The sequence below is a fragment of the Sphingomonas sp. LY54 genome, from assembly GCF_035594035.1.
GTDB lineage: Bacteria > Pseudomonadota > Alphaproteobacteria > Sphingomonadales > Sphingomonadaceae > Allosphingosinicella.
Genome location: NZ_CP141588.1, coordinates 121,691 through 147,186, shown reverse-complemented (window position 1 = coordinate 147,186; position 25,496 = coordinate 121,691). Strand labels below are relative to the sequence as shown.

The 25,496-nt window shown below is 62.2% G+C and carries 22 protein-coding genes and 1 pseudogene; 10 read left to right on the top strand and 13 right to left on the bottom strand.

Translation table 11 applies throughout. From position 1 onward, the window contains the following. Positions 1-18 precede the first annotated feature (18 nt). From SH591_RS00750 to SH591_RS00730, 5 genes are all read right to left on the bottom strand, one after another. Entirely contained in the window at positions 19-747 is a 729-nt protein-coding gene (locus SH591_RS00750; RefSeq protein ID WP_324750108.1) for an N-formylglutamate amidohydrolase, read from the bottom strand. Continuing rightward, positions 744-1,481, bottom strand: coding sequence for an enoyl-CoA hydratase/isomerase family protein (locus SH591_RS00745; protein ID WP_324750107.1), 738 nt, complete (start codon positions 1,479-1,481; stop codon positions 744-746). Before SH591_RS00745 ends, SH591_RS00750 begins: the two co-directional genes overlap by 4 nt. A gap of 254 nt (positions 1,482-1,735) precedes the next feature. Continuing rightward, complete coding sequence (locus tag SH591_RS00740; protein ID WP_324750106.1) at positions 1,736-2,551, bottom strand: 4-(cytidine 5'-diphospho)-2-C-methyl-D-erythritol kinase; 816 nt, start codon at positions 2,549-2,551, stop codon at positions 1,736-1,738. Next, positions 2,551-4,176 (bottom strand): tetratricopeptide repeat protein, encoded by a 1,626-nt coding sequence (locus tag SH591_RS00735; RefSeq protein ID WP_324750105.1) that lies wholly within the window; start codon positions 4,174-4,176, stop codon positions 2,551-2,553. Before SH591_RS00735 ends, SH591_RS00740 begins: the two co-directional genes overlap by 1 nt. Positions 4,177-4,207: 31 nt before the next feature. Beyond that, positions 4,208-5,854, bottom strand: coding sequence for an electron transfer flavoprotein-ubiquinone oxidoreductase (locus SH591_RS00730; protein WP_324750104.1), 1,647 nt, complete (start codon positions 5,852-5,854; stop codon positions 4,208-4,210). A gap of 163 nt (positions 5,855-6,017) precedes the next feature. Between SH591_RS00730 and SH591_RS00725 the strand changes: the two genes are divergently transcribed. The 7 genes and pseudogenes from SH591_RS00725 to SH591_RS00695 all read left to right on the top strand — a co-directional run bounded on the left by SH591_RS00725 (position 6,018) and on the right by SH591_RS00695 (position 14,961). Next, on the top strand, positions 6,018-6,725 hold the full coding sequence (locus SH591_RS00725; RefSeq protein WP_324750103.1) for a uracil-DNA glycosylase: 708 nt from the start codon (positions 6,018-6,020) through the stop codon (positions 6,723-6,725). Next, positions 6,722-8,494: a lytic transglycosylase domain-containing protein gene (locus SH591_RS00720; protein ID WP_324750102.1), complete on the top strand. Its 1,773-nt coding sequence runs from the start codon at positions 6,722-6,724 to the stop codon at positions 8,492-8,494. Before SH591_RS00725 ends, SH591_RS00720 begins: the two co-directional genes overlap by 4 nt. Positions 8,495-8,534: 40 nt before the next feature. Next, positions 8,535-8,777 (top strand): annotated as a pseudogene (locus tag SH591_RS00715) (PA0069 family radical SAM protein); the annotation flags it as partial. Positions 8,778-9,155: 378 nt separating this feature from the next. After that, on the top strand, positions 9,156-10,433 hold the full coding sequence (locus SH591_RS00710) for a tyrosine-type recombinase/integrase (protein ID WP_324750101.1): 1,278 nt from the start codon (positions 9,156-9,158) through the stop codon (positions 10,431-10,433). Positions 10,434-10,458: 25 nt separating this feature from the next. Further along, positions 10,459-12,297 carry a phage integrase SAM-like domain-containing protein gene (locus tag SH591_RS00705; RefSeq protein ID WP_324750100.1) on the top strand — a complete coding sequence of 613 codons (1,839 nt, stop codon included), beginning with the start codon at positions 10,459-10,461 and terminating at the stop codon, positions 12,295-12,297. Positions 12,298-12,679: 382 nt separating this feature from the next. After that, complete coding sequence (locus SH591_RS00700) at positions 12,680-14,488, top strand: hypothetical protein (protein WP_324750099.1); 1,809 nt, start codon at positions 12,680-12,682, stop codon at positions 14,486-14,488. Then, complete coding sequence (locus tag SH591_RS00695; protein WP_324750098.1) at positions 14,485-14,961, top strand: hypothetical protein; 477 nt, start codon at positions 14,485-14,487, stop codon at positions 14,959-14,961. The genes SH591_RS00700 and SH591_RS00695 overlap by 4 nt, the downstream gene beginning before the upstream one ends. Before the next feature lie 41 nt (positions 14,962-15,002). On the opposite strand, the gene SH591_RS00690 is transcribed toward SH591_RS00695, so the two are convergent. Both SH591_RS00690 and SH591_RS00685 read right to left on the bottom strand, forming a co-directional pair. Further along, entirely contained in the window at positions 15,003-16,070 is a 1,068-nt protein-coding gene (locus SH591_RS00690; protein WP_324750097.1) for a PA0069 family radical SAM protein, read from the bottom strand. A 169-nt stretch (positions 16,071-16,239) separates the two neighbouring features. Then, positions 16,240-16,497 carry a helix-turn-helix domain-containing protein gene (locus SH591_RS00685; protein ID WP_324750096.1) on the bottom strand — a complete coding sequence of 86 codons (258 nt, stop codon included), beginning with the start codon at positions 16,495-16,497 and terminating at the stop codon, positions 16,240-16,242. A 610-nt stretch (positions 16,498-17,107) separates the two neighbouring features. On the opposite strand from SH591_RS00685, the gene SH591_RS00680 reads away from it, so the two are divergent. Next, positions 17,108-20,581: a class I SAM-dependent DNA methyltransferase gene (locus SH591_RS00680; protein ID WP_324750095.1), complete on the top strand. Its 3,474-nt coding sequence runs from the start codon at positions 17,108-17,110 to the stop codon at positions 20,579-20,581. Between the two features lie 270 nt (positions 20,582-20,851). Here SH591_RS00680 and SH591_RS00675 read toward each other — a convergent pair whose 3' ends face one another. The 6 genes from SH591_RS00675 to SH591_RS00655 all read right to left on the bottom strand — a co-directional run bounded on the left by SH591_RS00675 (position 20,852) and on the right by SH591_RS00655 (position 24,106). Further along, entirely contained in the window at positions 20,852-21,496 is a 645-nt protein-coding gene (locus tag SH591_RS00675) for a hypothetical protein (protein ID WP_324750094.1), read from the bottom strand. Positions 21,497-21,727: 231 nt separating this feature from the next. Further along, complete coding sequence (locus tag SH591_RS00670; protein ID WP_324750093.1) at positions 21,728-22,093, bottom strand: hypothetical protein; 366 nt, start codon at positions 22,091-22,093, stop codon at positions 21,728-21,730. A 46-nt stretch (positions 22,094-22,139) separates the two neighbouring features. Next, complete coding sequence (locus SH591_RS16255) at positions 22,140-22,514, bottom strand: ubiquitination-like system serine protease family protein (RefSeq protein WP_416385198.1); 375 nt, start codon at positions 22,512-22,514, stop codon at positions 22,140-22,142. Between the two features lie 19 nt (positions 22,515-22,533). Then, positions 22,534-23,727 carry a ThiF family adenylyltransferase gene (locus tag SH591_RS00665; RefSeq protein ID WP_324750092.1) on the bottom strand — a complete coding sequence of 398 codons (1,194 nt, stop codon included), beginning with the start codon at positions 23,725-23,727 and terminating at the stop codon, positions 22,534-22,536. Further along, positions 23,702-23,959, bottom strand: a complete 258-nt coding sequence (locus tag SH591_RS00660) for a multiubiquitin domain-containing protein (RefSeq protein ID WP_324750091.1) — start codon at positions 23,957-23,959, stop codon at positions 23,702-23,704. Before SH591_RS00660 ends, SH591_RS00665 begins: the two co-directional genes overlap by 26 nt. 9 nt (positions 23,960-23,968) lie before the next feature. Then, positions 23,969-24,106 (bottom strand): hypothetical protein, encoded by a 138-nt coding sequence (locus SH591_RS00655; protein WP_324750090.1) that lies wholly within the window; start codon positions 24,104-24,106, stop codon positions 23,969-23,971. A 152-nt stretch (positions 24,107-24,258) separates the two neighbouring features. Between SH591_RS00655 and SH591_RS00650 the strand changes: the two genes are divergently transcribed. Further along, positions 24,259-24,594: a helix-turn-helix domain-containing protein gene (locus SH591_RS00650; protein WP_324750089.1), complete on the top strand. Its 336-nt coding sequence runs from the start codon at positions 24,259-24,261 to the stop codon at positions 24,592-24,594. Then, a complete protein-coding gene (locus tag SH591_RS00645) occupies positions 24,591-25,472 on the top strand; it encodes an ImmA/IrrE family metallo-endopeptidase (RefSeq protein ID WP_324750088.1) in 882 nt (293 codons plus the stop codon). Before SH591_RS00650 ends, SH591_RS00645 begins: the two co-directional genes overlap by 4 nt. The last annotated feature ends 24 nt before the right edge of the window (positions 25,473-25,496 follow it).

Here is a 25,496-nt window from a genome sequence, read left to right as displayed (position 1 = left end):
TGCCCCCTTTCCCATCGCTCAGGCAAGCGCAGCGCGCGTGGCGCGGATCACGGGCGCGAGACGGTCGGCCCAACGCTGCACGCCGTCATCGTCGCCGATCAGGTCCTGGCGCACCTCGACGACGATGTACGGGATGCCCCGGCTCTCCGCATGGAGGTCCATGGTGAGGTTGAGGTCGAGCCCCGAATAAGGCTGGTTGTCGCCGGTCACCACGCCGGCCTCGCGCAGGAGGCGGATCGCGATATGGGCGGCGCGGCGGTCCTGCGCGTAGAGGATGCCCACTTCCCATGGCCGCTCCTCCTCGGGCCGGGTGGCAAGGCGCGGCGTGAAGCTGTGGATCGCGACCAACTTGGTCGGCTGCAGCGCGTCGACCTTGGAGGCGATCAGCGAATGGTAGGGGTCCCAGAAGCGGCGGAGGCGATCCTCCTGCGCCTGCGCGCCGAGACTTTCGTTGCCGGTTATGGCGTGGCCGTCGCTGACGACCGGGATCGCCGCCGGATCACCGCGCTCGCGATGGAGGTCGACGACCAGGCGGGAGACGCCGCCGAGGATGGCCGGGCAGCCGAGCCGACCGGCGATCTCCCGGGCGAGCGGATCGACGCCGATGTCGACCGCCATATGCTGGCCGAGCAGATCCTCGGAAATGCCGAGATCGATGTCCTCGGGCACGAAATTGGAGGCGTGGTCGGCGATCAGCAGCAGATCGGAGCCGGGCGCGCCCGGAATATACTCGGCGGCGCCGTTCATTTGCGGCGATCAGCGAGGCGCGCGGCCAGCGTCTCCGAGCCGAGCAGATCGTCGAACGCGCGATCCTGCTCGGGGTCGCTCGCCACGCCCGCCATGGCGAGGCGGATGCCGCGCTTCAGCGTGCGCAGGCTCGCCGGCTCATTGGCCATCACCGCCTTGACGAATTCATCGACACCGGTGGCGACGTTGGCGTCGAAGGCCCGGTCGAGCAGGCCGATCCGGACCGCCTCGCGGCTGCCGATCGCCTGCGCGCCGAACAGGAGCCGTGCGGCCTCGCCCGGCCCGACCAATGCGACGAGGCGGTACACGTCCTCCTGGGGATAGGAGATGCCGAACTTGGCCGGGGTGATCGCGAACTCCGCCTCGAAGCCCCCGAAGCGCGTGTCGCAGGCCATGGCGAGGGCGACGCCAGCGCCGTAGCAATGCCCCTCCACCACCGCGAGCGTGGGAAGCGGCGTATCGCGCAGTGCGTCCAGGCCCTGGCGGATGGCGAGGCGGAAGGCGGTGCGGGCGTCGGGATCGTTGGCGAAAGCGTGAAAGCTCGCCATATCGGCGCCCGCGCAGAAGCTGCCGCCCGGGCTACCGGACACGACCAGCATATGGGCGCCGGCGGCTTCGGCCTGCAGGACGGCGGCGGCAAGCTCGGCCCAGCCCGAGAAAGGAATGGCGTTGCGCGCCTCCGGCCGGTTCAGGACCAGGCGCGCCAGCCCGCCTGCGATGTGAAGGTCGAACATGACCGGTTCATGCCCCCGCGGGGCGATTTTGTCCCGAAAAAAAAGGCCGGACCGCAGCTGACGGCGGCCCGGCCCTACAGGGAGCGACAGCGCCCGGCCGCAGGGGGCCGGGGACTGTCCCCGAATGTCCACACGCTCCAGAGCGCGCTTCGACTCGTCCGCGAAACGAGGAGCAAGAGGCGTGCCAAAACGGATGCGAGCCGCACACGATGGTTAAGGGCCTTCGAAAAGCGTCCCGCTACGGGAGCGGCGGGTCACCTGAGACGAGTCGGCAGCAGCCACCAATCGGGATGGGCGCCGGCCAGCGCCGCTGTCGCGGCGTCGCGCGCAGCCTCGTCGGCGAACAAGGCGAAGCAGGTCGCGCCGGAGCCGGACATGCGGACCAGGCGCGTTCCAGCCTGCGCGCGCAAGGCGGACAGAACGTCGCGAATGACGGGCGCGACCGCGACCGCCGGCGCTTCGAGGTCGTTGCGGCCGGAGTGGATGTCGGCCAGCGGGCCGCGGTCGACACCGTCCCAGCCGGCGAAGACCGGGCCGGTCGGCACGGGCACGCGCGGATTGACCAGGAACAGAGGCGCGCCTGCGAGAGCCGGATCCGGCTGCGGCACGAGGCGGTCGCCCCTGCCCTCGCCGCGCACCGTCTCGCTGCGGACACAGGCGGGAACGTCGGCGCCAAGGCCCGCCGCGATCCCGAGCAGGACCGCTTCGGACGCGTCGAGACCCCACCAGCGCGACAGCAGCCGCAAGGCCGCGGCGGCGTCGGCCGACCCGCCGCCAATCCCGGACGCGACCGGCAGTCTTTTGTCGAGATGGAGCGCCGCGCCGGCGCTCACGCCGAAGCGCGTCGCCAGGGCGCGCGCCGCGCGGAGGACGAGATTGTCGGGATCGTCGCCCAGCGCGGCTGCGAACGGGCCTGCGACGGCGAGGGAAAGGCCCTCCCCTGGCCCGACGGACAGGGTGTCGCCGTCCTCGCAGAAGGCGAACAGGGTTTCGAGGCGATGATAGCCGTCTGGCTCGCGGCCGCGGACGTGGAGCGCCAGATTGACCTTGGCGTAGGCCTGTTCCCGCATCAGGGCGAAGCGAGCTTCGGCGTCAGCCCGGCCTGGATCTTGGCGCGCAGGCGGCCGGCATCACCCTCTTCCTCGGCATGGAGCAAGGCGGCCTCCCAGGCATAGCGCGCCTCGTAGCGGCGGCCGGCGCTGTAATAAGCGTCGCCGAGATGCTCGTTGATCGCCGGATCGGCCGGCTGCCCTTCGACCGCGCGCTCGAGCAGGGTGATCGCTTCGGGCAAATTGCCGCGCAGATAATGCGCCCAGCCGAGGCTGTCGGTGATCTCGGCGCTGTCGGGCTGCATGCGTGATGCCAATGCGATCAGCTTCATCGCCTCGTCGATATTCTCTCGCCGCTCGAGCTGGGCGTAGCCGAGATAGTTGAGCACGATCGGCTGCTGCGGCGCCAGTTTGTACGCCGCTTCCAGGGCCGCCTTGGCCTCGGGCCACTTGCCGGCCTGCTCGAGCGCGCCGCCGCGCAGCAGATGCAGCGTCCAGGCCTGCTGCCCCGCCTCACCGGACTCGACCAGCGCCAGCGCCTTGCCATAGGCCGCTGCGGCCTCGTCGAGGCGCTTCAGCTGATTGTTGAGATCGCCAAGCCGGGTCCAGTCAGCCGCGGTCGGACTGGGGCCGGCGACGGCGCGCTGCGCCTCGGCCAAGGCCTGTTCCTTGTTGCCGGCGTCGACGAGGAGCGCGATGCGATGGTCTTCGACCGAACCGGCAAAGGGATCGCCCGCCGGGACATTGGCGAGCACGGCCAAACCCTCGGCCTGTTGATCCCGGGCGCCGAGCAGCTGACTGGTGACGATCCAGGTTTCGCTATTGTCGGGCGCGAGGAAGGTGGCGAGCCGCGCGAAGGCCAGCGCCAGCGGAGCGACGTCCTGGCGATTGAGATCGATGGCGATGCGGACCAGGAATTCGGCGACGCCGGTCTCGGCCCCGCCGATCGCCCCGGGGATCGGCTTGCGCGCGTCGAGCAGGCGGCGCGCGGCGACCACGGGCTCGTCGTCGCCCTGCAGCAGCAGCAAGGCCGCGTCGCGCTTGCCCTTCCTGGCCAATTCGGCGGCGCCGGCGATGCGCAGACGGCTGGCGCGCCCGCCGCTGCCCGGCGCGGTGGCCAGCAGTTCGGCGACCCCCTGCGGCTCGTCGCCCCGGGCGATCAGGATGAACGGGCGATGCTCGGCGGCATAAGCGGCGGCGAGCGGATTTTCCTTGGCTGCGTCGAGAATGGCGAGCGGATCGCCCTTGCGGGATTCGACCGCGAGCCAGGCGTTCAGAACCGGCGTCATGAAGGCAAAGATTTCGTCGGCGGCGATCCCGTCGGCCTGGAGCCGGGCCGCCTTCCAGTTCCGGGCCGCGAGCGCCTCGCCGAACAGGAGCAGCCTCGCGTCGGGCGCGAGGGCTCCGCTCTTCTCGAGCCGGCGGGCGGCGCGGACCGCGAGCGGGCGGTTGCCTGCCTGGAGCGCCTGCGTCAGGACGCGTGCGGCGAGCACGTCGTTGTCGGGCATCAGCGCCAGCGCGGCAGCATAACCCTGCGCCGCGCGGCCCGCCTCGCCGGCATTGTCGGCGGCACGCGCCTGGGCGTAGGCGCTCATCACCGCCAGATCCTCGCGGCTCGCATGCGCGGCGCCGGCCGGGACGATCAAGGCCGCGGCGAGGAGACCGTAGAGCCCGGACTTACATATTGGGGTAATTGGGGCCTCCTCCGCCTTCCGGCACGACCCAGTTGATGTTCTGGGTCGGATCCTTGATGTCGCACGTCTTGCAGTGCACGCAATTCTGCGCGTTGATCTGGAGGCGGGGCTGGCCGCCTTCCTCCACGAATTCGTAAACGCCCGCGGGACAATAACGCTGCTCCGGCCCCGCATAGTCCGCGAGATTGACGTCGACCGGTATCGAAGCGTCCTTGAGCGTGAGGTGAACGGGCTGGTCCTCCTCGTGATTGGTGTTCGACAGGAACACCGAGGAGAGGCGATCGAAGCTGATCACGCCGTCGGGCTTGGGATAGGCGATCGGCCGCGCCACGTCCTTGCGCCACAGGCCCTCATTGTCGGGATGGTGCTTCATCGTAAACGGCAGGCCGATGCCGAGATAGCGCATCCACATGTCTGTGCCGGCGAGCATCGTGCCGAGCGTGCCGCCGAACTTCGCGACCATCGGCTCGACATTGCGGACCATCTTAAGCTCATCGGCTATCCAGCTGTTCCGAAGCGTATTTTCGTAAGCGGAAAGTTCATCCGATCGGCGATCGGCAGCGATCGCCTCGAACGCCGCCTCGGCGGCGAGCATGCCCGACTTCATCGCCGTGTGGCTGCCCTTGATGCGCGGCACGTTGACGAAACCCGCCGAGCAGCCGATCAGCGCGCCGCCCGGGAAAGCGAGCTTGGGCACCGCCTGCCAGCCGCCCTCGTTGATCGCGCGCGCGCCGTAGCTGATGCGGCGGCCGCCCTCGAGGATCGCACGGATCTCCGGATGCTGCTTCCAGCGCTGGAACTCCTCGAACGGCGAGAGATAGGGGTTGCGGTAATTGAGCGCGACGACGAACCCCAAGGCGACCTGGTTATTCTCCTGGTGGTAGAGGAAACCGCCGCCCCAGGCGTCGTCGAGCGGCCAGCCCTGGGTATGGATCACGCGGCCCGGAACATGCTTGTCCGGATCGATATCCCAAAGCTCTTTCAGCCCAAGTCCATAGACTTGCGGCTCATTCTCCTCATCGAGACTGAAGATACGCCGCAGCTCCTTGGTGAGGTGGCCGCGCGCGCCCTCGGCAAAGAAGGTGTAGCGGCCGTGCAGCTCCATGCCGGGCTGGTAGTCGGGCTTGCGCGTGCCGTCGCGGGCGACGCCCATGTCGCCGGTGGCGACGCCCTTCACCGAGCCGTCCGCGTGGAACAGCACTTCGGCGGCGGCGAAGCCGGGGAAGATTTCGACACCGAGCGCCTCGGCCTGGCCGGCGAGCCAGCGGCAGACATTGCCGAGCGAGGCGGTGTAGGTGCCCTTGTTGTTCATGAACGGCGGCATCATCAGATGCGGCATGCCGTATTTCTTCTTCGCCGTGAGCACCCAATGGTGGTTCTCGGTCACCGGCACCGTGAGCGGGCTATCCAGTTCCTTCCAGTTGGGAAGAAGCTCGTCCAACGCCTTGGGATCAATCACCGCGCCCGACAATATGTGCGCGCCAACCTCCGAACCCTTCTCGAGGATGCAGACGCTGAGCTCGCGGCCTTGCGCCTCGGCGAGCTGCTTCAGGCGGATCGATGCGGCGAGGCCAGCGGGGCCTGCGCCCACGATCACCACATCATAAGCCATGGACTCGCGCTCAGACATTCCGCTCTCCGTTTCGGCGCCGTGCGGTCTTCTTCGTCGCAAACGGCCAACGTCTGGCAGATAAGCTGCGATTTTACGGTTGACCAGCCCGTCAAGTACTGCCCCTAAGGAGGGCGTGGAGCGGGGCAACAATCCCCTGGACCCTGCAGCCGCGGCAAGCGCGTTGCAGTGGTGGGCTGACGCGGGCGTCGATGTGATGGTCGACGAGGAGCCGCGCGACTGGCTGCGCCCGAAAGCCAAGGCCGCGACAGCCGTCGCGCCGCCTGTACCGGGAACCGGCGCTCAACCGACGCCAGTGCCTGCGCCCGCCGAGCCGCTCCCCGACCAGCTTACGCTTTTCCACGCTTATCTGCGCGACAATGACAGCCTGCCCTACGCCTCGCCGTCGGCGCCGCGCGTCTGCCCGTCGGGCGATCCCGCCTCGGGCCTGATGATCGTGACCGACATGCCGGCGGCGGAGGATTGCAGCACCGGGACCTTGCTCTCCGGCGAAGCCGGGCGCCTGTTCGACCGGATGCTCGCCGCGATCGGCCGCGACCGCAATGCGATCTACCTCGCCTCCTTGTCCTGTCTGCGCGCCCCGGACGGTAGACTCACGACTGCGGCTTCTACGCATTGCGCGAATCTCGCACGCCATCATGTAGGGCTCGCGTCGCCGGATTGCGTACTCTTGTTCGGCGACGCCTGTTCCAAGGCGCTGCTCGGCCTGCCGGTCGCCAAGGCGCGCGGCCGCTGGCATCGGATTTCGACGCATGCCGGCGACATCCCGGCTCTCGTCACTTTCGCTCCCTCCCACCTGCTCGAACAACCCAGCGCCAAACGGCTCGCCTGGGCGGACCTGCAGATGCTCGTCGAAGGACCGACCCCATGACCCAGATCCGCACCCTGCTGCTGGCCGCCGTGGCGCTTGCCTTTCCCGCCGCGCCGGCGCTGGCCGATGCCGCGCCGACCATCGCCAAGGCGCGCGCCGCCAAGCCGACTGCGCTGACCGCCGCCGAGCGCAGCTCCTATCGCGAGGTCTTCGCCGCGATCCGCGCCAATGACTGGGCCGGCGCCACGGCCCGGCTCGACGGCATGGGCAACGGCCCGCTTCACGCGACTGCCCGCGCCCAGCTCTATCTCGCCAAGGGCTCGCCGGTGACGACGCTCGACCAGCTCACCACTTTGGTCGCCCTCGCCCCGGACCAGCCGCAGGCGGCGCAGCTTGGCCGGCTCGCCCAGACCCGCGGCGCGATCGCGCTGCCCGTCGTCACGCCGACGCAGACCCTGATCTGGGGCGGCGAGCAGCCGCGCCGGTCGCGGGCGCGGAGCGTCACTAAGTCCGATCCCGTGGCGGCGCCGCTCGAGGCGCAGATCCAGCCGCTGATCGTCGCCGACCGGCCGCGCGAGGCCGAGGCGATCCTGACGCCGCAGCAATATGCTTTGTCGCCGGTCGCGCTCACCGAATTCCAGCAGCGCATCGCCTGGTCCTATTATCTGATCGGCGCCGACAGCGACGCCCGCCGCCTCGCCGACGCGGCGCGCAGCGGCAGCGGCAGCGGCGAGTGGGCGCTGCAGGCGGCTTGGGTGTCGGGGCTCGCCGCCTGGCGCCTCCACGATTGCGATGCGGCCGCGGACGCCTTCGCCACCGTCGGCGCGCGTTCGGGCGATCCCGAACTGACCGCGGCCGGCCATTATTGGGCGGCCCGGGCCGACACGCGCTGCGCCAAGCCCGAGCGGGTGCAGGCGCGGCTGCGCAGCGCCGCAGCGCTCAAGGAAACCTTCTACGGGCTGCTCGCGGCCGAAGCACTCGGCATCAAGACGCGCAATTATGCGGGGCTGCACGACTTCGGCGACGCCGAGTGGCGCGGCATCGCGGCCAAGCCCAACGTCAAGGCGGCGATGGCTTTGGTCGAGATCGGCGAAACCGCGCTCGCCGAAGAGCATATCCGGCACCAGGCGCGGATCGCGCCGGGTGACCACGCCGCCCTCGTCCATCTCGCCGCCGACCTCGACCTCGCCTCTGCCCAGTTCTGGCTGGCGCACAATGTCCCCAAGGGCACGCGCATGAACCTCGCCGCGCGCTATCCCGCGCCGGACTGGCAGCCGACGCGCGGCTGGCGGGTCGATCCGGCGCTCGCTTACGCCCACGCCCTGCAGGAATCGAATTTCCGCAGCGCCGTGGTGAGCCCGGCCGGCGCGGTCGGCCTGATGCAGGTGCGGCCCGGCACGGCCGGCGACATCGCCCGCGCCCGCGGCGAGGCGTTCGACCGCGCCCAGCTCGACCAGCCCAGCGCCAACCTCGAATATGGCCAGTCCTATCTCGAATATCTGCGCAGCCATTACGGCACCGGCGGCCTGCTGCCCAAGGTGATCGCGGCCTACAATGCCGGTCCCGCGCCGATCGCCGAATGGAACAACCGCGCCTTCGACCGCGGCGATCCCCTGCTCTACATCGAGTCGCTGCCTTATTGGGAAACCCGCGGCTACGTACCGATCATCCTGCGCAATTACTGGATCTACCAGCAGCAGGCCGGCCGCGAATCGATCAGCCGCAAGGCGCTCGCCCAAGGACTGTGGCCGCGCTTCCCCGGCCTGCCCGGTGCCACCGCGGTCCGCCTCGACGAAGGATCGCGCGCCGGAGCCGCCGGCAGCAATTGACGTTCTTGCTTTGTTCTCGCCTTGGGCGTAGAACATTGGCATGCCCCGTCCCGATGTCCGCGCCGGCCGTGGCGCGCCCGAGAACAAGGTCCCGACCCGCTTCGGGCTCGCCGTGCGCGAGGCGGACGGGGACTGGCTCGATGCGCGCGAGGCGCTCGATGGCGTCATGCCGCCGCTGCGGACGAGCGTGACGGTCGAGAAGCCCAAGACGATCATCACCCGCAACCATTCGCCCGACATCGGCTTCGACCGCTCGATCAATCCCTATCGCGGCTGCGAGCATGTTCTCCGTAGCGTCGGCGGGGGAAAGAGGTTGGCGGAAATCCGGCTGTAACCTTTTTCGAGCCACCGTACACTTCGTAGCGTTTGCAGTGTTCACGACGCCTGAATGAGCGGTTGTCCCCGTAGTCCACAGGAGGGCCCCACGGCCGGCGACGCGCGCATTCAAGGGCGCAGGCGGCGACGGCCGTGGGAGGTGCCTGTGGGCCCACGGGCGACAACCGCTCGGGAGGGGGGTCCGGGGGGAGGGTCTCCGCGAGAAGCCCTAGCTTTAGCTGCTTTATGGCCCCGGGAGTTACGCAGGCGAAAATAGTGCTCCGGTACGCATTATGACGAATAGATTTCTGCATTTCTGTTCATAGGATTGGTGCGCATGCGAGGCATGCGTGAACAGCCGATAGACCTCTACCGCCCCTCGGAGCGGATACAGGTGTTCAAGACGAAGCTGTCCACGGATGGCTGCAGGGCATTGGAGCCGGGGCTGTTCTTCACTCCCTCGATGACCCTGCTACAGGCGCCCACCAGTTTCATTCGCGAAAGGTACGTAGAAAACGGCGAAAGCCCCTCTCCGGAAACCTGGGAGGCAGCTGCGTACGCTCTGCAGAGCTGGTTCGAGTTTTTGCCGCAGATCGGAATTCGGGATTGGACGACTGCGTCGCGCAGTGACTTGATCCAGTATCGGGACGCTTACCAGGTGGCGATTTCTCCAAAAACCGGGGCAGCCTACGCACCGATCACGATCCGAAACCGAGTGGCGGTCATCCTCCACTTCTATCAGCATAATTCCAAAAAATACTCTGGAGATTTGCTGGAAGGCAGCATTACTCTGGACGAATTCCGAGACGGATCATCGGTTACCGTTAGCACCACGGGCTCGGTGCGAACTACCGTCAAGGGCATTGGGCCCAAGGTTCGCCTCAACCGACGGGGGGTCAGACCTTTTCTCACCCGAGAACTCCAAGCGTTCCTCAAAGCAGCCGGTCCGCAAGCGGCCAATCGAGATGGAGACGAGCGGCCCTCAAGGAACAGACTACTCGCTGACTTTATGTGGGCCGTCGGCCTCCGCCTTAGTGAAGCTCTCGGGCTCACGATCTTTCAAATCTTGTCGATCTGCCCGGATCCCCAAGCACCTTTGCTGGAATACCCGCTCACGATCCTTGGCAAAGGCGGCGTCGAGCGCGTCGTTGGAGTGCCGAGCTGGCTGATCCAAGACGCCACCGCCTACATCGAAGGCGAACGTAAAGAATGCGTAGCTGCCGGAAACCCAGGACAACGCCCCACCCCGAGGCTCTTTCTTGCCAGCCAGGATAGTAATGCACCGGGAAGCGCAATTTCAGAGCGCCGAGTTGAACAGATTGTCGAAGAAATCTGCCGGAAAGCAGGTTTGCTGAAAAGCGTCGAAAGGGTCGACCCGGAAACGGGCGACGTTCGCCATGAGTTCAAATCGAGTCATTGCGTCCACGACCTAAGACATACTTACGCCGTGCTAACTTACTGGTCAGAAAAAATGGCGGGAAATCCTGAGCCTTGGAAGAAGGTCCAAGCACAGCTCGGCCACGCACGGCTGTCGACCACTATCAACACATATTTGAGCTTTGTCGAGATTTTCGACGGCCAGGAGAAAATCGTCGATACCCGCAGGCTGATATTTGGTGAGTAGCAAGCGTAGCTCCGTCGCGCAGTCCGTGATCGCGCAAGCCAAGAAGGTCGCTCGCGCCACCGATAACGTCGTGGTGCTCGACGCGGGTGCAAGCCTCACACGGCTTGAACGTAAGATCGATCCGGAGACTAGCCGACCTCTCCTTCAGCTGGTGTTCCCCACGCCGGACAGAGAGGAGCAGACTCTGGTTGTTTCATTCCTACTGTCACTGCCGAACTTAGCAGTGCCGATGTCGGAGGGGCTGGTTCGATACTGCGCTACCGTGGCGGCGCTCAGCCGGTACCAGCGCATAATGGAATTGCGCACCGGACTGCACACATTCCTGATGGAGTCGGGGAACGCGCTCGTCTCGCTTGAAGAATTGGACGAGACATTTTTTACCGGTTTCGTGGCCTTTCTGAACCGGCCGGGGAAAACCGGCAAACCACTTAGCAAAAATACGAGAGCTAACCGTCTGGGAGTGGTCCGTGCGGTCCTTCAGCACCTGAAGAGCGATGGCACGTGGGGGTCGGCGGCGGGACGCGCGGAAGAAGCGCTGCCACTGAATCCATGGCCGGGCCGTAGCCAAACGGGCACTCCAGTGCCTCGGTTGTCGAGCGCTCATATGCAAAAGATAATACTTGCTGCAGAGGCGGAAATCTTAGGCACCATTGACAGATGGCAAAAAGGCCGCCGTCTGCTCCGCAAGGGCAACAAAGCTATCCAGGAGGGGCGCGCTGATTATCAAGACCGGTCCGTGTGCTTAGCTGCACTAGCAACACACTTCCCAAGGTTTGTTGATGATATAAGCTGCTTGCAGCACATCGACCCGCCATTATTCCGAGCTCTCACCTCTGACTATGACGTCCGCGATCTCGTAGGGTTCCTATACCCAACATCGAGGGATCTAGTTCCGTTTGTATTGTTGATTGCGACGGCAACCGCTTTCAACGCCGACACCGCAATGTCTCTCGAGTGGGGCGACATCTATGAGGGCGAGCGATTTGGCCTTCCCACGATCAGGATATCCGGCCCAAAGGCTCGGGCTGCCGAAGACCCTGTCGTTCTACTGGATGCTAGTCCTTCAGCTGCTTTCAACATCGCCATCTTACTGGACGAACTTCGATCTATCACAGCAAGAATTCGACCAGCGGTAAATCGCATTACCAGCAAAGACAAGTTGTTGCTGTTTGTCACGAAGGCCAGAGCAACCTCGCCGGTTGCGAAAACGTTTGAGCACAAAAGCGGCGGACCCTCGTGCGATGCAGTCTGGAAATGCGCTCTGCGAAGCTTCATCAAAACGCACGCTATCGACAAGTTCAATCTTTCTCAAATCAGATTTACTTTGCTGGACGAGGTCCAAGTTCAAACGGGAGACTTATTGGCAGCTCAAGAACTCGGGAAACAAAAAAATCCCGAGACTCTATGGAGGCACTATACCAGCGACGGAACGAAGCAACGTTATCGGGAGAGGATTGGGCTTATATTACTCGTCCGGGACCGGTGGCTTACCACGCGAGGAGTAATCGACCCGAGGCATAAGCCCCTCACTTACGACGTTGGCGCCGCTACGCCAGGATTTCTGTGCCTTGATCCCTTTGACAGTCCCCGCGCAAATCAAAAAGCGGACCGCCTCTGCACCGCCTACGGTGAGTGCCCAGCCTGTCCATTGGCGGCTGCGGAGGTGAGCCAAGTTTCAAACGTGGCACAATATCTCGGTCTCCGAACAGCAATCTTTGAATCGAGAGGCAGAGTCTCCCCGGAGGCTTGGTCGACCAAATGGAAGCCTATTGCCGACGATCTGGAGTCGCTTTTGAAGAATGTTTCGGAAGGGGTTCTTGAGCAGGCCGTAACATTCAAAATCGTGCTCCCTCCGGTCGGCTGAGATGAAGACGTCGCACATCTTCAGCGCTACTTCGACGAGTCCGCTACACCTCCGCCGCGATCGCGGTCTCGGCGAGGAGCGAATCTCATCCGTCAGCAAATGGGGGGATTCTTTTTGGGTTCTAGACAACCCGACTGCGGGAGCGGGCACGAGTTCAAGCACCATAAACTGGGCGTTCGAAGTTGGGAGCAGCGATGGAGTTTCGCTCGCCCTTCTGACGAGCGCCCCATTCGCCAAAATTTTGGATTGGGCCAAACGCTTCGTATGGTCTTTGATGGTGGCACCGGGCGATAAGGCATCGCCGCTAGCTCCCGGTACTATCGGCTCGGTATCCGTCGGTTTGCGGACGCTCATTCGATGGATGGTAGCAAACGCGGCTGAAATGCCCTCCGATCTCGGGCCAGAGGCTCTACAGCAGTATCTAGACGACCTGCCGGGGCTTCTAGCTGAGGCCGCTGATGATGGAGACGAGGACCAAGAGGACGAAGACGATGATGAAATCGGCGAGAGCATGGCGTGGAACCGTGTTCGCATACCGCTTCTCATCTTCCAGCAACGCCACGCACTGCAAGCTTCGGGCATTTTACCACTTCCTCAGAAGCCATGGGACGGCAGAAAAGCCCTCGGCATCGCCAGGACCATCGCCACTAAAGCGAAGGGATGGGTGCAGCCGTTGCCCGATGAGGTTGCGATACCGATCCTAAACAAGGCGGCCTGGTTTCTGGGCACCCCGGCCGAAGACATTTTACGGCTCAGGGATGTCGCTGAGGCGTTGTACAATCGCCCCCCGGGTAGTCATCATGCCGGTCCAGGTATGGCAAAATCGTCGCAAGAGACCCGCCAACGGAAAGCCGCTCGAGCCTTCCAGTTTTCGGTTTTGGATGGTCACGAAGCAGCATGGCACCCACCAATAGCGCCGACCGAAGTTGATCCAGCGCACACGGGCCTAGCTATCAGGCGCTTAGTCGTGGCGCTCCAAGCAGCGTGCTCCATAACCGTTATGGCGGCAGGTGGCTTACGCATGTCGGAGCTTTGCGGGCTTCCGGCGGGTGTGGATCCCATCTCAGGACTCCCGGTGTGCGTGAGAATCGAGACGGGGTCTTCCGGATTGGACGAGGTATTTCTGTGCCGTACCCTCCTTGCGAAGGGGGAGGATACACCCATTTACGAGGATTGGGTGATTGGAATGCGGATCAAAGGTGCGAACGACCTTCCGCCCGCCGTCCACGCTCTTCTGCTACTGAATCGCCTACTCGAGCCATACCGGGTGCTCGCGCAGTCCGACCGGCTCTTCGTCTCGATCACAAGCCCGTTGGGCCTGCCCAAGTCCGCTCAGGGCGTGGGAAGGATTCTGGGATCGAGATTATTGAACGACATGCGAGATTTTATCGAAAACTGGGTCGATCTTAGCCAGTTACCGGACGAGTCAGCGCACCGCATCAAGGACAACGATCTCGTCGAATGGCGCGAAACGACTGGCCGCAAGATCCGATCCCATCAGTTCCGCAAGATGTGGGCTAGTTTTGCCTATGGAGTGGATCCTCGCCTCTTGCCCGCTCTCCAGATGCAATTCCATCATTTAAGCCAAGAGATCACCTCTGGCGGGTACATCGGCAAAAACCGCCATCAGGTTGCACCGCTTCAGGCGGTGCGGACGCAGCAGACTGTGCTCACAATGTTCGAACTGGCAACAGGTCGCTCGCTTCTCAGCGGGCAGATGGGCGAGCGACTGGAAAAGCACATCCTCGAGCTCCGGGAGCGGATCGATGGTCAAAGCACTTCTCGGGCGTGGCGCGAGACCGCAAAGTTCGTTTCCAAATATGACTTACGATTGTGGTTCGCTCCGCACGGAAAGTGCCTGCCCCTAAATCCTTTGGCGATGCGCTGTCATGACGTAGCCGGCACCACGTCCTGGCTAAACAAGCAGCCCAATTACGCGACGCGTGAGCCTTCTGTATGTGCAGGCTGCAAGTGCTTCCTGCTCGATGGTCGGCACCAGCACTTCTGGGAAGATCGATATATTCGCAACCTCTTCTCGTATCGGCAAGCGCAGCTTGATGGCGAGGAGACTAGGTTCCGGGTGATCCTTGGGCGCGCAAATCAGGCGAAGGTGCTCCTGAGCCACCTTGGCGTTGATGTTGCTCATCTCGACCAGATAGTAGAAGACCGCCTCGGCGGTGGCGCATCATGAGGAGGAAAAAGACCGACGCTCCACCGCTGGACGCGATCGAAAAAGACTTCCGAGCAGCCCTTGCGCGGCTCATGAGCGGGGATCCCACGCATAAAGAATTGAAAGCGCTCCAGAAGACGGGGAATCTGAAGGTCAACTTCACAACGGTCGCCCAGGAAGCGAAAAGGTCCCGGACGTTGATTGCTCTCAAAGAGTGCAGGTACCCGGCTACGCGCCAGCTCATTCTGCAAGCCATGGAAGAGCGTCCTTCCAGTCCCCGCACCTCCTCGGAACTCATTGAAAAACTAAGGTCCGACCTGGCAAGCGAGAGGGTGTTGAAGCACAATGCCCAAGCGGAAGCACTTGCGCATTATCACCACCGAAGCAGTGCCGAGCAGGAGGCTCGGAGGTGGAAGAAAGCGCATGACCGACTTCTAGCGAAGTCGGCGGCGGAGAGGCGCGAGAACGTAGTCCCCTTCCGCGATCCCTCCTAGATTGTTCACTACCAAAACCATTCCTCTCGGCCTCGCTCACCTCACAACAACCGAAGTTGGGCGGCAGATGGCCTCTGAAACAGGTCTGTTCTGAGCCTCATTCGGTCGTGTACCAGCCCGGATCGCTTACAAGCCAGCAGAAAGCGGCTCCGAAGGAGTTCGGCATAAGGGCCAGTTGGCGACATTCTGGAAAAGAAGTTTGGATCGTTGTCGCGACCACCCCGACTATCATTTATGAGATGCATCACCTTCTGCAGCCGCTCCGGATAATGCTTTGCAAGCCAGGCTCGGAACAGAGGGCTGACCTCATGAGGGAGTCGGACCATCAGAGAGAACGCTCCAGTAGCCCCAGCGGCTGCCGCCGCTTCTATAATCCGCTCAATCTCATGATCGGTAATGCCGGGGATCACCGGGGAGACCCCGACATGAGTTTGAACCCCGCTATCGGCCAGCTTGCCGATCGCTTCGATGCGCTTTGCTGGTGCAGATGCTCTCGGCTCTAACTTTCGCGCGAGCGCCGCGTCCAAGGTTGTAATTGAGAGGACGACCGTCACGAGATTCTTCGCTGCCATGGGCCCTAATATGTCAAGATCTCGCGTAACCGCCGCCGACTTAGTAGTGATCGTTACCGGATGATCATGATCAGAAAGAACCTCTAATATCCGGCGAGTTAACTCGTACCTCCGCTCGATCGGTTGGTATGGATCAGTATTTGTGCCCAACGCGATTGGTGAGACATGATAACTTGGCCTCGCCAGCTCATCACGAAGAACCTCCGCTACGTTTTCCTTCACGAAGAGTTTAGTCTCGAAGTCTAGCCCGGGCGACAAGTTGTGGTAGGCATGTGTTGGACGCGCAAAGCAGTATATACACCCGTGCTCGCACCCTCGGAATGCATTTATTGATCGGTCAAATGGTATGTCTGGGGATCGATTGAAGGTAATCGCCGACTTTGCTACCTCCGGCGTGACTTCGGTCCTAGTTTGTGATTGAGCGCCATCCACGGCCTCTTGCCCATCAAGCCAATCACCGTCGGATATCCTAATCGTATCATCAAAACGCGAACTTAGATGATTTTCTGTGGCGCCCCGACCGCGTGCTCCCTTCATACAAGCCATCCGGACGCACTAGCTTGATTCGCGGAACATAGCAAGAACGGGTGTGGTTTTAGAAGAATTTGATTGCCTCTCCCTAAGAGAATGAAGACCCACTTCATAAGGCTGGCGCACTCGCGCATGGTACCCGCACTGGCAGCCGGTTCTCCCTAGCAGCTCCCGATCAGTGATCGTCGCTCGGGATAGCCTCGAGAATTTTTCCGAAGAGCGCCTCGGGCTTCACGCCAAGCGCTCGCGCGACTGCTATGAGCTCGACGATATCAAGGCGGCGTTCCAGCAGCTCGATCTTGTTCACAAACGAGGGTGGTTTGCCGAGGCGTCGTGCGAGCTCCCGCTGCGACACCTCCAGCGATGTTCGTTCGATTGTGATGACTCCGACAGCAGCTCGGTAAGCGGCGGAATCGATCCAACCCCGTCCCATACGTCACGCCACCCCAGATTGATCCCGAGGTTAAGTCAGTATAGGAGTCCTACGAGTGTCCCCATTTTGGGGACGGCCCCGGAGCGGACCGGGTCTGCATCTTCGAACGAGACGCCATGCGAGTAACCATGCGGGGAGAAGTCACCTTCGAGCAGCTCGAGGCGGAGCTACGGCACGTCTGCGGTCAGCTGAGCACATGCGGCGTGGAGCGGGTGCGGGGTATAAACCTTTATTTCACGCCGCTGGGGAAGTCCGGTGAACTCGAGATCTGTACGCCGGACGGGTCACCCGTGGAGATCATATCGGTCAATCCTCAACGACCATCGGTTACCTTTCTTCGCAAGCAGGGAGAGTATTCATCGACTGACCCAAGCGAGGCGAATGGACAATTAGCGGCACGAGCCGCGCCGCGTGACTGACAGTAATATCCACCGCATCTGTTCGAGAAGGGAACCCACTACGACCTGAATAGGGCCGCACGATACCAGACCGATCGAACTAGCCAGGCTGACCCGCTCCCGGCGCCTCCCGGCATCGTGCAGGAGACCTGCTCCGGCGAAGGCCAATTTACGGGCCTTGCGACCCGCTCCCGGCGCCTTAATGTAAGAGCATGGGGGACACTTCCGACGTGGAACGCTTCATTGCGCAATGGCGCGATACGGGTGGATCGGAGCTCGCGAATACGCAGAGCTTCATCAACGGCCTGTGCGGGCTGATCGGTGTCGAGGCGCCGCACGGCAGCCGCACTGACGATGCGCAGAACGATTATGTGTTCGAACGTCGGGTATTCCAAGACAATGGCGACGGCACCGTCAGCTTCGGCAGGATCGACTGCTACAAGAAGGGCGCCTTCATCGTCGAGGCGAAGCAGGGAAGCGAAGCCGACCGCGCGGCCGCTGCGCGGGGCGAGGACGACTTCGACCTATTCGGCCAATCCGCATCGGCGCGCCTGAAGCGCGGTACCGCCCGCCGTGGGACGCCGGCCTGGGCTAAGGCGATGGTGCAGGCGAAGGGTCAAGCCGAGCGTTATGCAAAGGCGCTACCGGCGGACCACGGATGGCCGCCGTTCGTGCTCGTCGTGGACATCGGCTACTGCATCGAGGTCTATGCCGACTTTTCAGGAACGGGAAAGGCCTACGCGCAGTTTCCCGACCGCTCACGCTACCGAATCATGCTCGACGACTTGCGCGACCCCGAGGTCCGCGAAAGGCTGACGGCGATCTGGGAGGCGCCGGGGAGCCTCGATCCGAGCGTCCGCTCAACGCGGGTGACGCGCGATATTGCGGACCTGCTCGCCACCGTCGCTCGGCGGCTGGAGCGGCGTGGCCATTCAGCTGAACGGACCGGCAACTTTTTGATGCGCCTGCTGTTCACGATGTTCGCCGAGGATAGCAATCTGATACCGGCGAAGAGCTTCACCAACTTGCTCAAGAAACAATGCGCGGCGCCGGAGCATCTCGAGCACCAGCTCAGCGCTTTGTGGGCGGCGATGGATGCCGGCGACTTTTCGCCTGCGCTTGGCGTGCCGCTCAAGCGCTTCAACGGCTATCTGTTCAAGGACCGTACCGCCATACCGCTGCACGCCGAGGAATTGGATGTCCTAGTCCAGGCAGCCGAGCATCGATGGACCGAGGTCGAGCCCGCCATCTTCGGCACGTTGCTGGAGCGGGCGCTTAACCCGAAGGAGCGCGCGAAGCTGGGCGCCCACTATACGCCGCGCGCCTACGTCGAGCGCCTGGTTGGGCCGACGATCCTCGAGCCGCTGCGCACCGATTGGGCCGGCGTGCGCGTCGCAGCGTCCGAACTGATCGACCAAGGCAAGGTCGACGAGGCACGGCGGACAGTGGAGACATTCCACACCAAGCTCGCGCAAACGCGCGTGCTCGATCCCGCCTGCGGCACCGGGAACTTCCTCTATGTCGCGATGGCGCGGATGAAGGAGCTTGAAGGCGAGGTGCTCGACTTGCTAGTCGACCTCGGCGACCACCAGTATCTCGCCGAGCTGACCGGTCACACGATCACGCCGGAGAACTTTCTCGGCATTGAGATCAATCCGCGCGCCGCTGCGATCGCGCAACTGGTGCTGTGGATCGGCTACCTGCAGTGGCATTTCCGCGTGAACGGCAAGGGCCGCGCCCCACCTGAGCCAATCCTGCGTGACATTCGAACAATCGAAAATCGGGATGCGCTGATCGAATGGGACGAGCGCGTGCTTGAGCGCGACGAGCAAGGTGCGCCGGTCACTCGATGGGACGGCGAGACGATGAAGCCACACCCCGTAACCGGAAAACAGGTGCCAGATGAGACGGCGCGGGTGGAGGTTTACCGATACGTCAACCCGCGTGCGGCGGCTTGGCCTAAGGCGGACTTCATTATTGGCAACCCACCCTTCATCGGCAAGAGAGAAATGCGCGTTCGCTTAGGCGAGCGATACGTAGATGCTTTGAGAGCGTCATACGCAATAAGCGAAAACTGTGATCTCGTCATGTACTGGTGGCACGTAAGCGCCAACCTACTTACAACCGGTAATCTGACGCAGTTTGGACTTATCACGACTTCGCAGATAACCTCACCGTTCAATTCGGCTGTCTTATCGGACCATCTTTACAGCGACGATGCCCTCTCAGTCATATACGCTGTTCCTGACCATCCTTGGGTGGACAACATGGACGGCGCATCTGTTCGAATCTCTATGACGTGTGCTCGAGCTGGAGTTCACGACGGGCAGCTTGACGTCTTATCGTTCGTTCGCGGAGAGCAGCACGCTAGCGACTCCGCTGAATTCATCAGAAGGAAGGGATACATACTTCCAAGTCTTACTATCGGACCGAACGTAAGAGGGGCAGCACTGCTACGCTCCAATCGAGGGCTCGGGCAGGTCGGCTTTCAGTTCAATGGTCGTGGCTTTTCTATCTCTTCCGTGGAGGCCGCCGCGCTGATCGCCGCCGATCCTGAGCTCAACCGTTTTGTCAGGCCGTACGTGAATGGGATCGACATGACTCAGGCACCTAGGCGTCTGTGGATGCTCGACTTCTACGGCCTTACTGAAACTGAACTGGCCAGCCGTTTCAAAGCCGCTTACCAGCACCTTCTAATAAACGTTAAGCCTGAACGCGACGTCAATCCTCGTCCGATCCGGCGAAGGAACTGGTGGATTTTCGGTGAAGCCTTAGGGCCATTCAGGGCCGCCCTGCAGGGTCTACCGCGACTCATCGCAACACCGATCACATCTAAGCATAGAATATTTAAGTTCCTGCCCTCAGGCACCGGTGGCGATAGTAGCGTCGTGATGATCGCCTCATCTGACCCTTACATCCTCGGCGTACTGTCCTCAAAGTACCACTCCATATGGTCTATCCGCGCAGGCACGAGGCGAGGCATCGGCAATCACCCGAGATATAATAAGTCGCGATGCTTTGATGCCTTCCCGTTTCCAGGCGACGTCGATGAAGGCAGGAGAGATCAGATTGCATCGACAGCCGAGGCACTGGAAGATCTGCGGAAGAACGTTCTCTCTAAGCAGCCCGACCTGACCCTTACGAAGCTTTACAACGTGCTCGAAGCCCTTCGTGCGGGCCGGGTGCTCTCGCCCATAGAACGCGACATCCACGATCGGGGCCTCGTCACCCTGATACGCCAGCATCACAATGCGATCGATGAGGGTGTCGCCGAAGCCTACGGCTGGGGCGAGGAGCATCGCGCCGGCACACTTGACGAGGAGACGATCCTCGCCCGTCTGGTCGCGCTCAACAAAGAAAGAGAGGCTGAGGAGGCGCGCGGGCTGATCCGCTACCTGCGTCCCGAATTCCAAGTCTCGGGTCATACGGCGCCGGTTGCGGCGACGCTCGACCTCGGCGAGGGGCCAGTCGTGCCGGTCAGCAACGTTATACCGTGGCCGAAAAATTTGCCGGAGCAGGTCGGCGCTGTGCAATCTATCCTCGCCGCTGCGCCAGCCCCACTCGCGGTCCAGGACATCGCCCGCAGCTTCAAAGGCAAGCGGGCCGTCAGCGTCCGCCCCGTGCTTGACGCGCTCGCCGGCCTAGGAATGGCACGGCGGCTCAGCGACGGGCGTTACGCCGCGTGAGAAGGTTCCATGAGAAGGCCCAGCGGTGACAAGTGACGAACGACCCAAGGAGGAAATGGCTGAGCTCGCGAGATTCTCGCCCGCTGTAGGTTTTCTTCCGGAGTGGGCCTTCGAGGGCAAGAGCGGCTAACCGCCGCCCCATAAGGTAGGCGCCATGATAAACGGCGGCTTCCGGGATGGACAGGTTCGCCGCTGGGCGTCACGCATTGCCGCGTTGCAGACATCCATACCAGACGCTGTTTTGCGCCTTCTAAGTCATGGAATTCCGCGTCAGAGTTTTTCTGGGTCCACGCCAAGTGCACGTGCACGTGCGCGGTCGCGCTCACGCTGTCGCTCCCTCGCGCGAAAGTCAGCTTCGATAGGCGCGCGCTCAAGCTCGCTGATGCGATATATAACGAATAAGAAGGTGCGTCGGTCCCGCTCCTCACCCCTCGCCAAGACGCTCGGACCAAAGCATGTGAGGCTAACAATCCGCGCAGGCGATGGATCTGCCTCAAGCGAAACGGGCTCTTCGAGCACCCACTTGCGGTAGTAACCGAGCATCCCACCAACGCCATCCTCGCTCTTGAGCCAAGCTGGCTTGCGCAACGACGGATACTTGGAGCGAATGGTGGCTCCAAGTGTAGCCAGATCTGCCTCACACGCTTGCTGTCGAGCGCTACGGCCCCCCTCTTTGTATTCCTTGGACGCTGCGATCGATTCTACGAGCGACTGGTACTTCGAGACATCCACCGTCACGCGATCGAAGAAGGAATCGTCGGTACTGACCCAGCTATCGCCGTTTCCATATTTATTGCGACGAAATCCTCGTTCGCTCATGTTTCCCGCTGGCTCACCAAGCGATACGCCAAAGGCTTTGTTCAGCACGTGTGGTGTGCTTGATAGGGCAAAAATTATGGCGGCAATTGTCAGCATCCTGCAATGCTAACTGCATACCAAGCCAAGAGCCAGACTCGGTGCAATTGCCTCGACTATTTCCTGGCCGTAAGCGGACAGGCAGCATACGGATCGCCCGTTCCGGTAGCTGACGTCCAGAATTGATCACGTCGCGGCGCGGCGCTGGACGATCATCTTGCTCAAGATGCGCCGGTTGATCTTCTGCTTCCGAGCCACCTAGGCGGGCGAGAGGTTCCGCTTGAGCGCCGTCTACTTCAGGAACCGGTATTCCTCCTCCCCGAAGAGATACCCCATTCGAGAAGCATGCTCGATCAGGTCGTTGTTCGCGTTCGCCGAAACGTCTTTGGCGATGCGCTTCAGGCCTTCGAATAAAATCCCGGTGTCGATCTGGATGAACCGGTTGATGCAGGCGCTACCGACAAAGGTCGCATTGCCGTTGAGCCTGTTGCGGATGTAGCAATGCTCCTCGATCTCCTGGCCGCACGGGCAGTTGTCGAATTCCTCGCTGATCTCGACGCCGATCAGGTCCCACTCCTGGCGGGCGATGTCGAATGTCGTGGATTCGGACAGCGGCAGGATGTGCGCCCTCAACCGCTCAAAATTGTGCGTTTCCATCGCCTGCCCTCCTGACACTTGCTCCGCACCCGCCTGGCATAGGTGATCAGGTTTCCGCGTCTCCACACAAACCTTTTAGCCAGCGCCAGAGCCGAGCCAGGTGTCCGCTCGGAATTAGATTGGCGTAGTGTCTCTCTCGACGCCTTTGCTCGCACGCCCTGCCGGCGGCGATCTGCTCAGAAGACCACTGCGTCGACCATTCGACGCGACCGTTTATGATCCAATAATGTGACTTGCACGGCCGCTGCCAATTGCCGATCGAAGGGTTTAGCGTCGGACCTTCGGCTGCCTCGAAAAATGACCACTCGGTCGGCCCCAACGGCGTTCGCACCTTCGATCGGCAGCCGCATGCGCACAGATGCGCGGCAGTTTCATACTCCTCTGAAACATAGAGGACGCCCGGTTCGAGCTGGGCCGGCATAGTGCGAACGCGCGCGAGCCTATACGTCATCAAAGCTGACCTCCCCGGTGATGCGAAGGTCGCCAATATCGAACAACAGATGCTTGATCGCCTCTTCCTCGCGATAGAAGCCTCGCAGCTGTTTGTACCTGATGAGGGCGAGGCAGGCATTGAGCGCGTTGAGCTCGCCGATCTGGATGTTGGCGCGATAGAGATTGTCGGGGGCATCCGACAGTTCGGCGAGCTGGCGGTCGCGCATCTGTGGGGCGTCCTCCGCCGAGTAGTGAGTCACCCGCAGCATACCGTTGAGTGGCCCGTCCTTTCGCTTGAGACCCATGCCGACATCGATAAACGGAATGCCGATTGCGATCAGCAGCTCGAAAATCGCAGCGCGCGCTGAACCTTTGTCGACGCACACGAACGCGAACGTCACACCGGCGAGCGCGTCGGCGGAGGTTTCGTCGATGTAGGTCGCCTCCAGCCGTAGGCCGTGCCGGAAATTCTCGTAACGCTCCTGATAGACGTCTGCCTTCTTTAGGCCGAGTTCGGTTTCGTCGAGCCGCCCGGGTGAGCGAAATACGTTGTGGACATGAAACCCGTCACCGTCGAAGCCCCGAATCTCGGGCACTGGCGTTTTGACCAACAGGTCGAGGAGATAGGCTCCGGTCCCGCCAAGACCGATGACGGCGACCACCTCATCGGCGAAGCCGTTGTTGAGGTCACCGATCTGGGCGCGCGAAGTGAGCGTGTCCTGTAACTTGAAAATTGCGTCTAGCGCGACCTCCTCGTTGCTCCTGAACGTATACGGAGTGGCGCCGAACTTCTCGATCGCCGGGCCGGAGATGATCGAAACGTAGCCGTCGACCTTTTCGAAGAAGTCCTTAAACTTGCCCTCCGACTTCGGCTTGTTCGAGAAAGACCGCTGCACAACCACGTCCGCACAAGCTTCGGTCAACTGGATCGTCGTCGGGCCACCGGCCAGGTTACGGATCGGTGTGCCATCTAGCTGATGGGGATGCTTGCCAGCAAAAAAGATCTGATGGTCGTCCTGCTGGACTTGCTCCTGGTTGACGAAGACAAGTTTGGCGACGATCGCACCCCACTGCAGCTCGCCCTCGCCGTCCAGATACGGGACGTCACGGACGATCAGGCAATTGCTGTCGAATGCGACCGCATAGCCACGCTCGACCAGGCGCCTGAGGTCCGAATTACGACTGACCAGTTTCCGAAACATTGAATTTCATCCCGTCCTTGACCTTCACCGAGGCACCGGGCGCTAGTGTGCCCTCGGGCTTGTTGCCGTGGCCGCGCTTGTACGTGACCGAATAGGTGATCTCGGGATGGTGCGCATAATCCGGCACCTCGAGGGTCACGACTTCGGCGTAGCTGATCTCGCCCTTCGGCCACTCATGCTCGGTGCCCTCGACGATAATCGTCACCGTTTTCTTGGGTTTGTCGTTCGCCATTTCCACCTCCTACTTCTTGCGGTTGGGGCGCTGCGTGAGCGCCGACGCGGCAGCAGTTTTCGCGGCCGTGCTCGACCTAGGGTCGCGCAGCACCTTCGAGGCGGCAGTAGCCGCCCGCTTGCTCGTCACTTCCGACTTCTTCGCCATTTCCATCGTCCTCTCTCTGCTTGACGACCCCACCGAGTCGTCGTATAAAAACCTACGTCTTCGTAGATAGATACGGCTAAAAAAATGCCCAGAAGGGCGTGCCGATCTACCTACGATGTCGTAGATATATAGGAATGGACAACGTAGAGTCAATGACGACCGAAGGCAACGACGATTTTGGTAGCCGGCTAGTGCAAGCCCGCGAGAAAAGGAGCCTCAGTCAAGCCGAACTCGCCAAGCTGGCGGGGTTGCAAGCCGCCGCGATCGGTCATTTCGAGCGAGACCGGCGAAAGCCATCATTTGCGAATGTCAGGGCGCTCGCCAAAGCGTTGAACGTGTCCTCCGATTTTCTGCTCGGCCGGTCGTCGACAATGGAAGGCGCGACCACCGCGTTTCGCGGCGAGGAGCAACTTTCGCATCATGACCGCGAACACATCCAGATGATGATCGACCTAATGACCAAGAAGCGGGAGTCCGGCGCGGGATGAGCAAGGCCCGGCTCTCCTGGGCGCGCCAGTGCGGTGAACGGAAAGCCAGAGAGCACGGGTTCGACGCTTTTCCGATTGATCCTTTCGAGATCGCCTCGACCGAAGGCATTTTGGTCGTGCCCAAGAGACCGGATCAGTTCGGAGTCAGCGGTGGGATCATCTTCGGCGATGACGTCGGGATCTTCTACTCTACCGACATTAAGAGCGATGGATTTCAGCGGTTCACCGTGGCCCACGAGCTGGGCCACTATTTTCTGGACGGGCACCCAGAGGAAATCCTCAAAGTTGCCCCGGCGCATATCTCGCGGGCCGGATTCACGGAAGGTAATTCCATGATCGAGCTCGAGGCAGATCACTTCGCCTCTGGCCTCCTATTGCCGACTCGGCTGGTCCAGAACGAGCTGGATCGCGAGCAGATCGGGTTCGAGGGTATCGAAAGGCTCGCGGAAGTATCGAAATGCTCCCTAACCGCGTCGGCGATCCGCGCGGCAGAATGCAGCCCGTACCCAATGGCCATCATAGTCAGTCGCGATGACGAGGTGCGCTACGCTTTCCTTTCGGACGGCTTCAAGAAGCTCGGTCGGCTGAACTTTCTGCGCAAGGGTACCTCCCTTCCTTCAACATTGACGCGGCAGTTCAACGCCAACCCGGCGAACGTGGCCAGCGGCAGGCGCGCCTGTGAGTCCGCCACGCTCAACGACTGGTTCGGAGGCTCACCCCAGATCGAGCTCGACGAACAGGCGGTCGGACTAAGAGAATATGGCTTCACCCTGACGGTTCTGACCGGCGAAGACCTTCCGCCGGACCCGGATGACGAAGAGGACGAGGAAGAAAAACTTATCGAAAGCTATCGCCCGAAATTTGCATATGGCAGATAATCTCCCGTCATTCACGCTTGCCCG

Bases quoted from the DNA above. Each gene is read 5' to 3' on its own strand.
- SH591_RS00750 (WP_324750108.1), bottom strand. From the start codon at position 747: ATGAACGGCGCCGCCGAGTATATTCCGGGCGCGCCCGGCTCCGATCTG.
- SH591_RS00680 (WP_324750095.1), top strand. From the start codon at position 17,108: ATGGGGGACACTTCCGACGTGGAACGCTTCATTGCGCAATGGCGCGAT.
- SH591_RS00710 (WP_324750101.1), top strand. From the start codon at position 9,156: ATGCGTGAACAGCCGATAGACCTCTACCGCCCCTCGGAGCGGATACAG.
- SH591_RS00660 (WP_324750091.1), bottom strand. From the start codon at position 23,959: ATGGCGAACGACAAACCCAAGAAAACGGTGACGATTATCGTCGAGGGC.
- SH591_RS00670 (WP_324750093.1), bottom strand. From the start codon at position 22,093: ATGGAAACGCACAATTTTGAGCGGTTGAGGGCGCACATCCTGCCGCTG.
- SH591_RS16255 (WP_416385198.1), bottom strand. From the start codon at position 22,514: ATGCCGGCCCAGCTCGAACCGGGCGTCCTCTATGTTTCAGAGGAGTAT.
- SH591_RS00740 (WP_324750106.1), bottom strand. From the start codon at position 2,551: ATGCGGGAACAGGCCTACGCCAAGGTCAATCTGGCGCTCCACGTCCGC.
- SH591_RS00700 (WP_324750099.1), top strand. From the start codon at position 12,680: ATGCCCTCCGATCTCGGGCCAGAGGCTCTACAGCAGTATCTAGACGAC.
- SH591_RS00675 (WP_324750094.1), bottom strand. From the start codon at position 21,496: ATGCTGACAATTGCCGCCATAATTTTTGCCCTATCAAGCACACCACAC.
- SH591_RS00685 (WP_324750096.1), bottom strand. From the start codon at position 16,497: ATGGGACGGGGTTGGATCGATTCCGCCGCTTACCGAGCTGCTGTCGGA.
- SH591_RS00650 (WP_324750089.1), top strand. From the start codon at position 24,259: ATGACGACCGAAGGCAACGACGATTTTGGTAGCCGGCTAGTGCAAGCC.
- SH591_RS00655 (WP_324750090.1), bottom strand. From the start codon at position 24,106: ATGGCGAAGAAGTCGGAAGTGACGAGCAAGCGGGCGGCTACTGCCGCC.
- SH591_RS00720 (WP_324750102.1), top strand. From the start codon at position 6,722: ATGACCCAGATCCGCACCCTGCTGCTGGCCGCCGTGGCGCTTGCCTTT.
- SH591_RS00695 (WP_324750098.1), top strand. From the start codon at position 14,485: ATGAGGAGGAAAAAGACCGACGCTCCACCGCTGGACGCGATCGAAAAA.
- SH591_RS00690 (WP_324750097.1), bottom strand. From the start codon at position 16,070: ATGAAGGGAGCACGCGGTCGGGGCGCCACAGAAAATCATCTAAGTTCG.
- SH591_RS00730 (WP_324750104.1), bottom strand. From the start codon at position 5,854: ATGTCTGAGCGCGAGTCCATGGCTTATGATGTGGTGATCGTGGGCGCA.
- SH591_RS00745 (WP_324750107.1), bottom strand. From the start codon at position 1,481: ATGTTCGACCTTCACATCGCAGGCGGGCTGGCGCGCCTGGTCCTGAAC.
- SH591_RS00665 (WP_324750092.1), bottom strand. From the start codon at position 23,727: ATGTTTCGGAAACTGGTCAGTCGTAATTCGGACCTCAGGCGCCTGGTC.
- SH591_RS00645 (WP_324750088.1), top strand. From the start codon at position 24,591: ATGAGCAAGGCCCGGCTCTCCTGGGCGCGCCAGTGCGGTGAACGGAAA.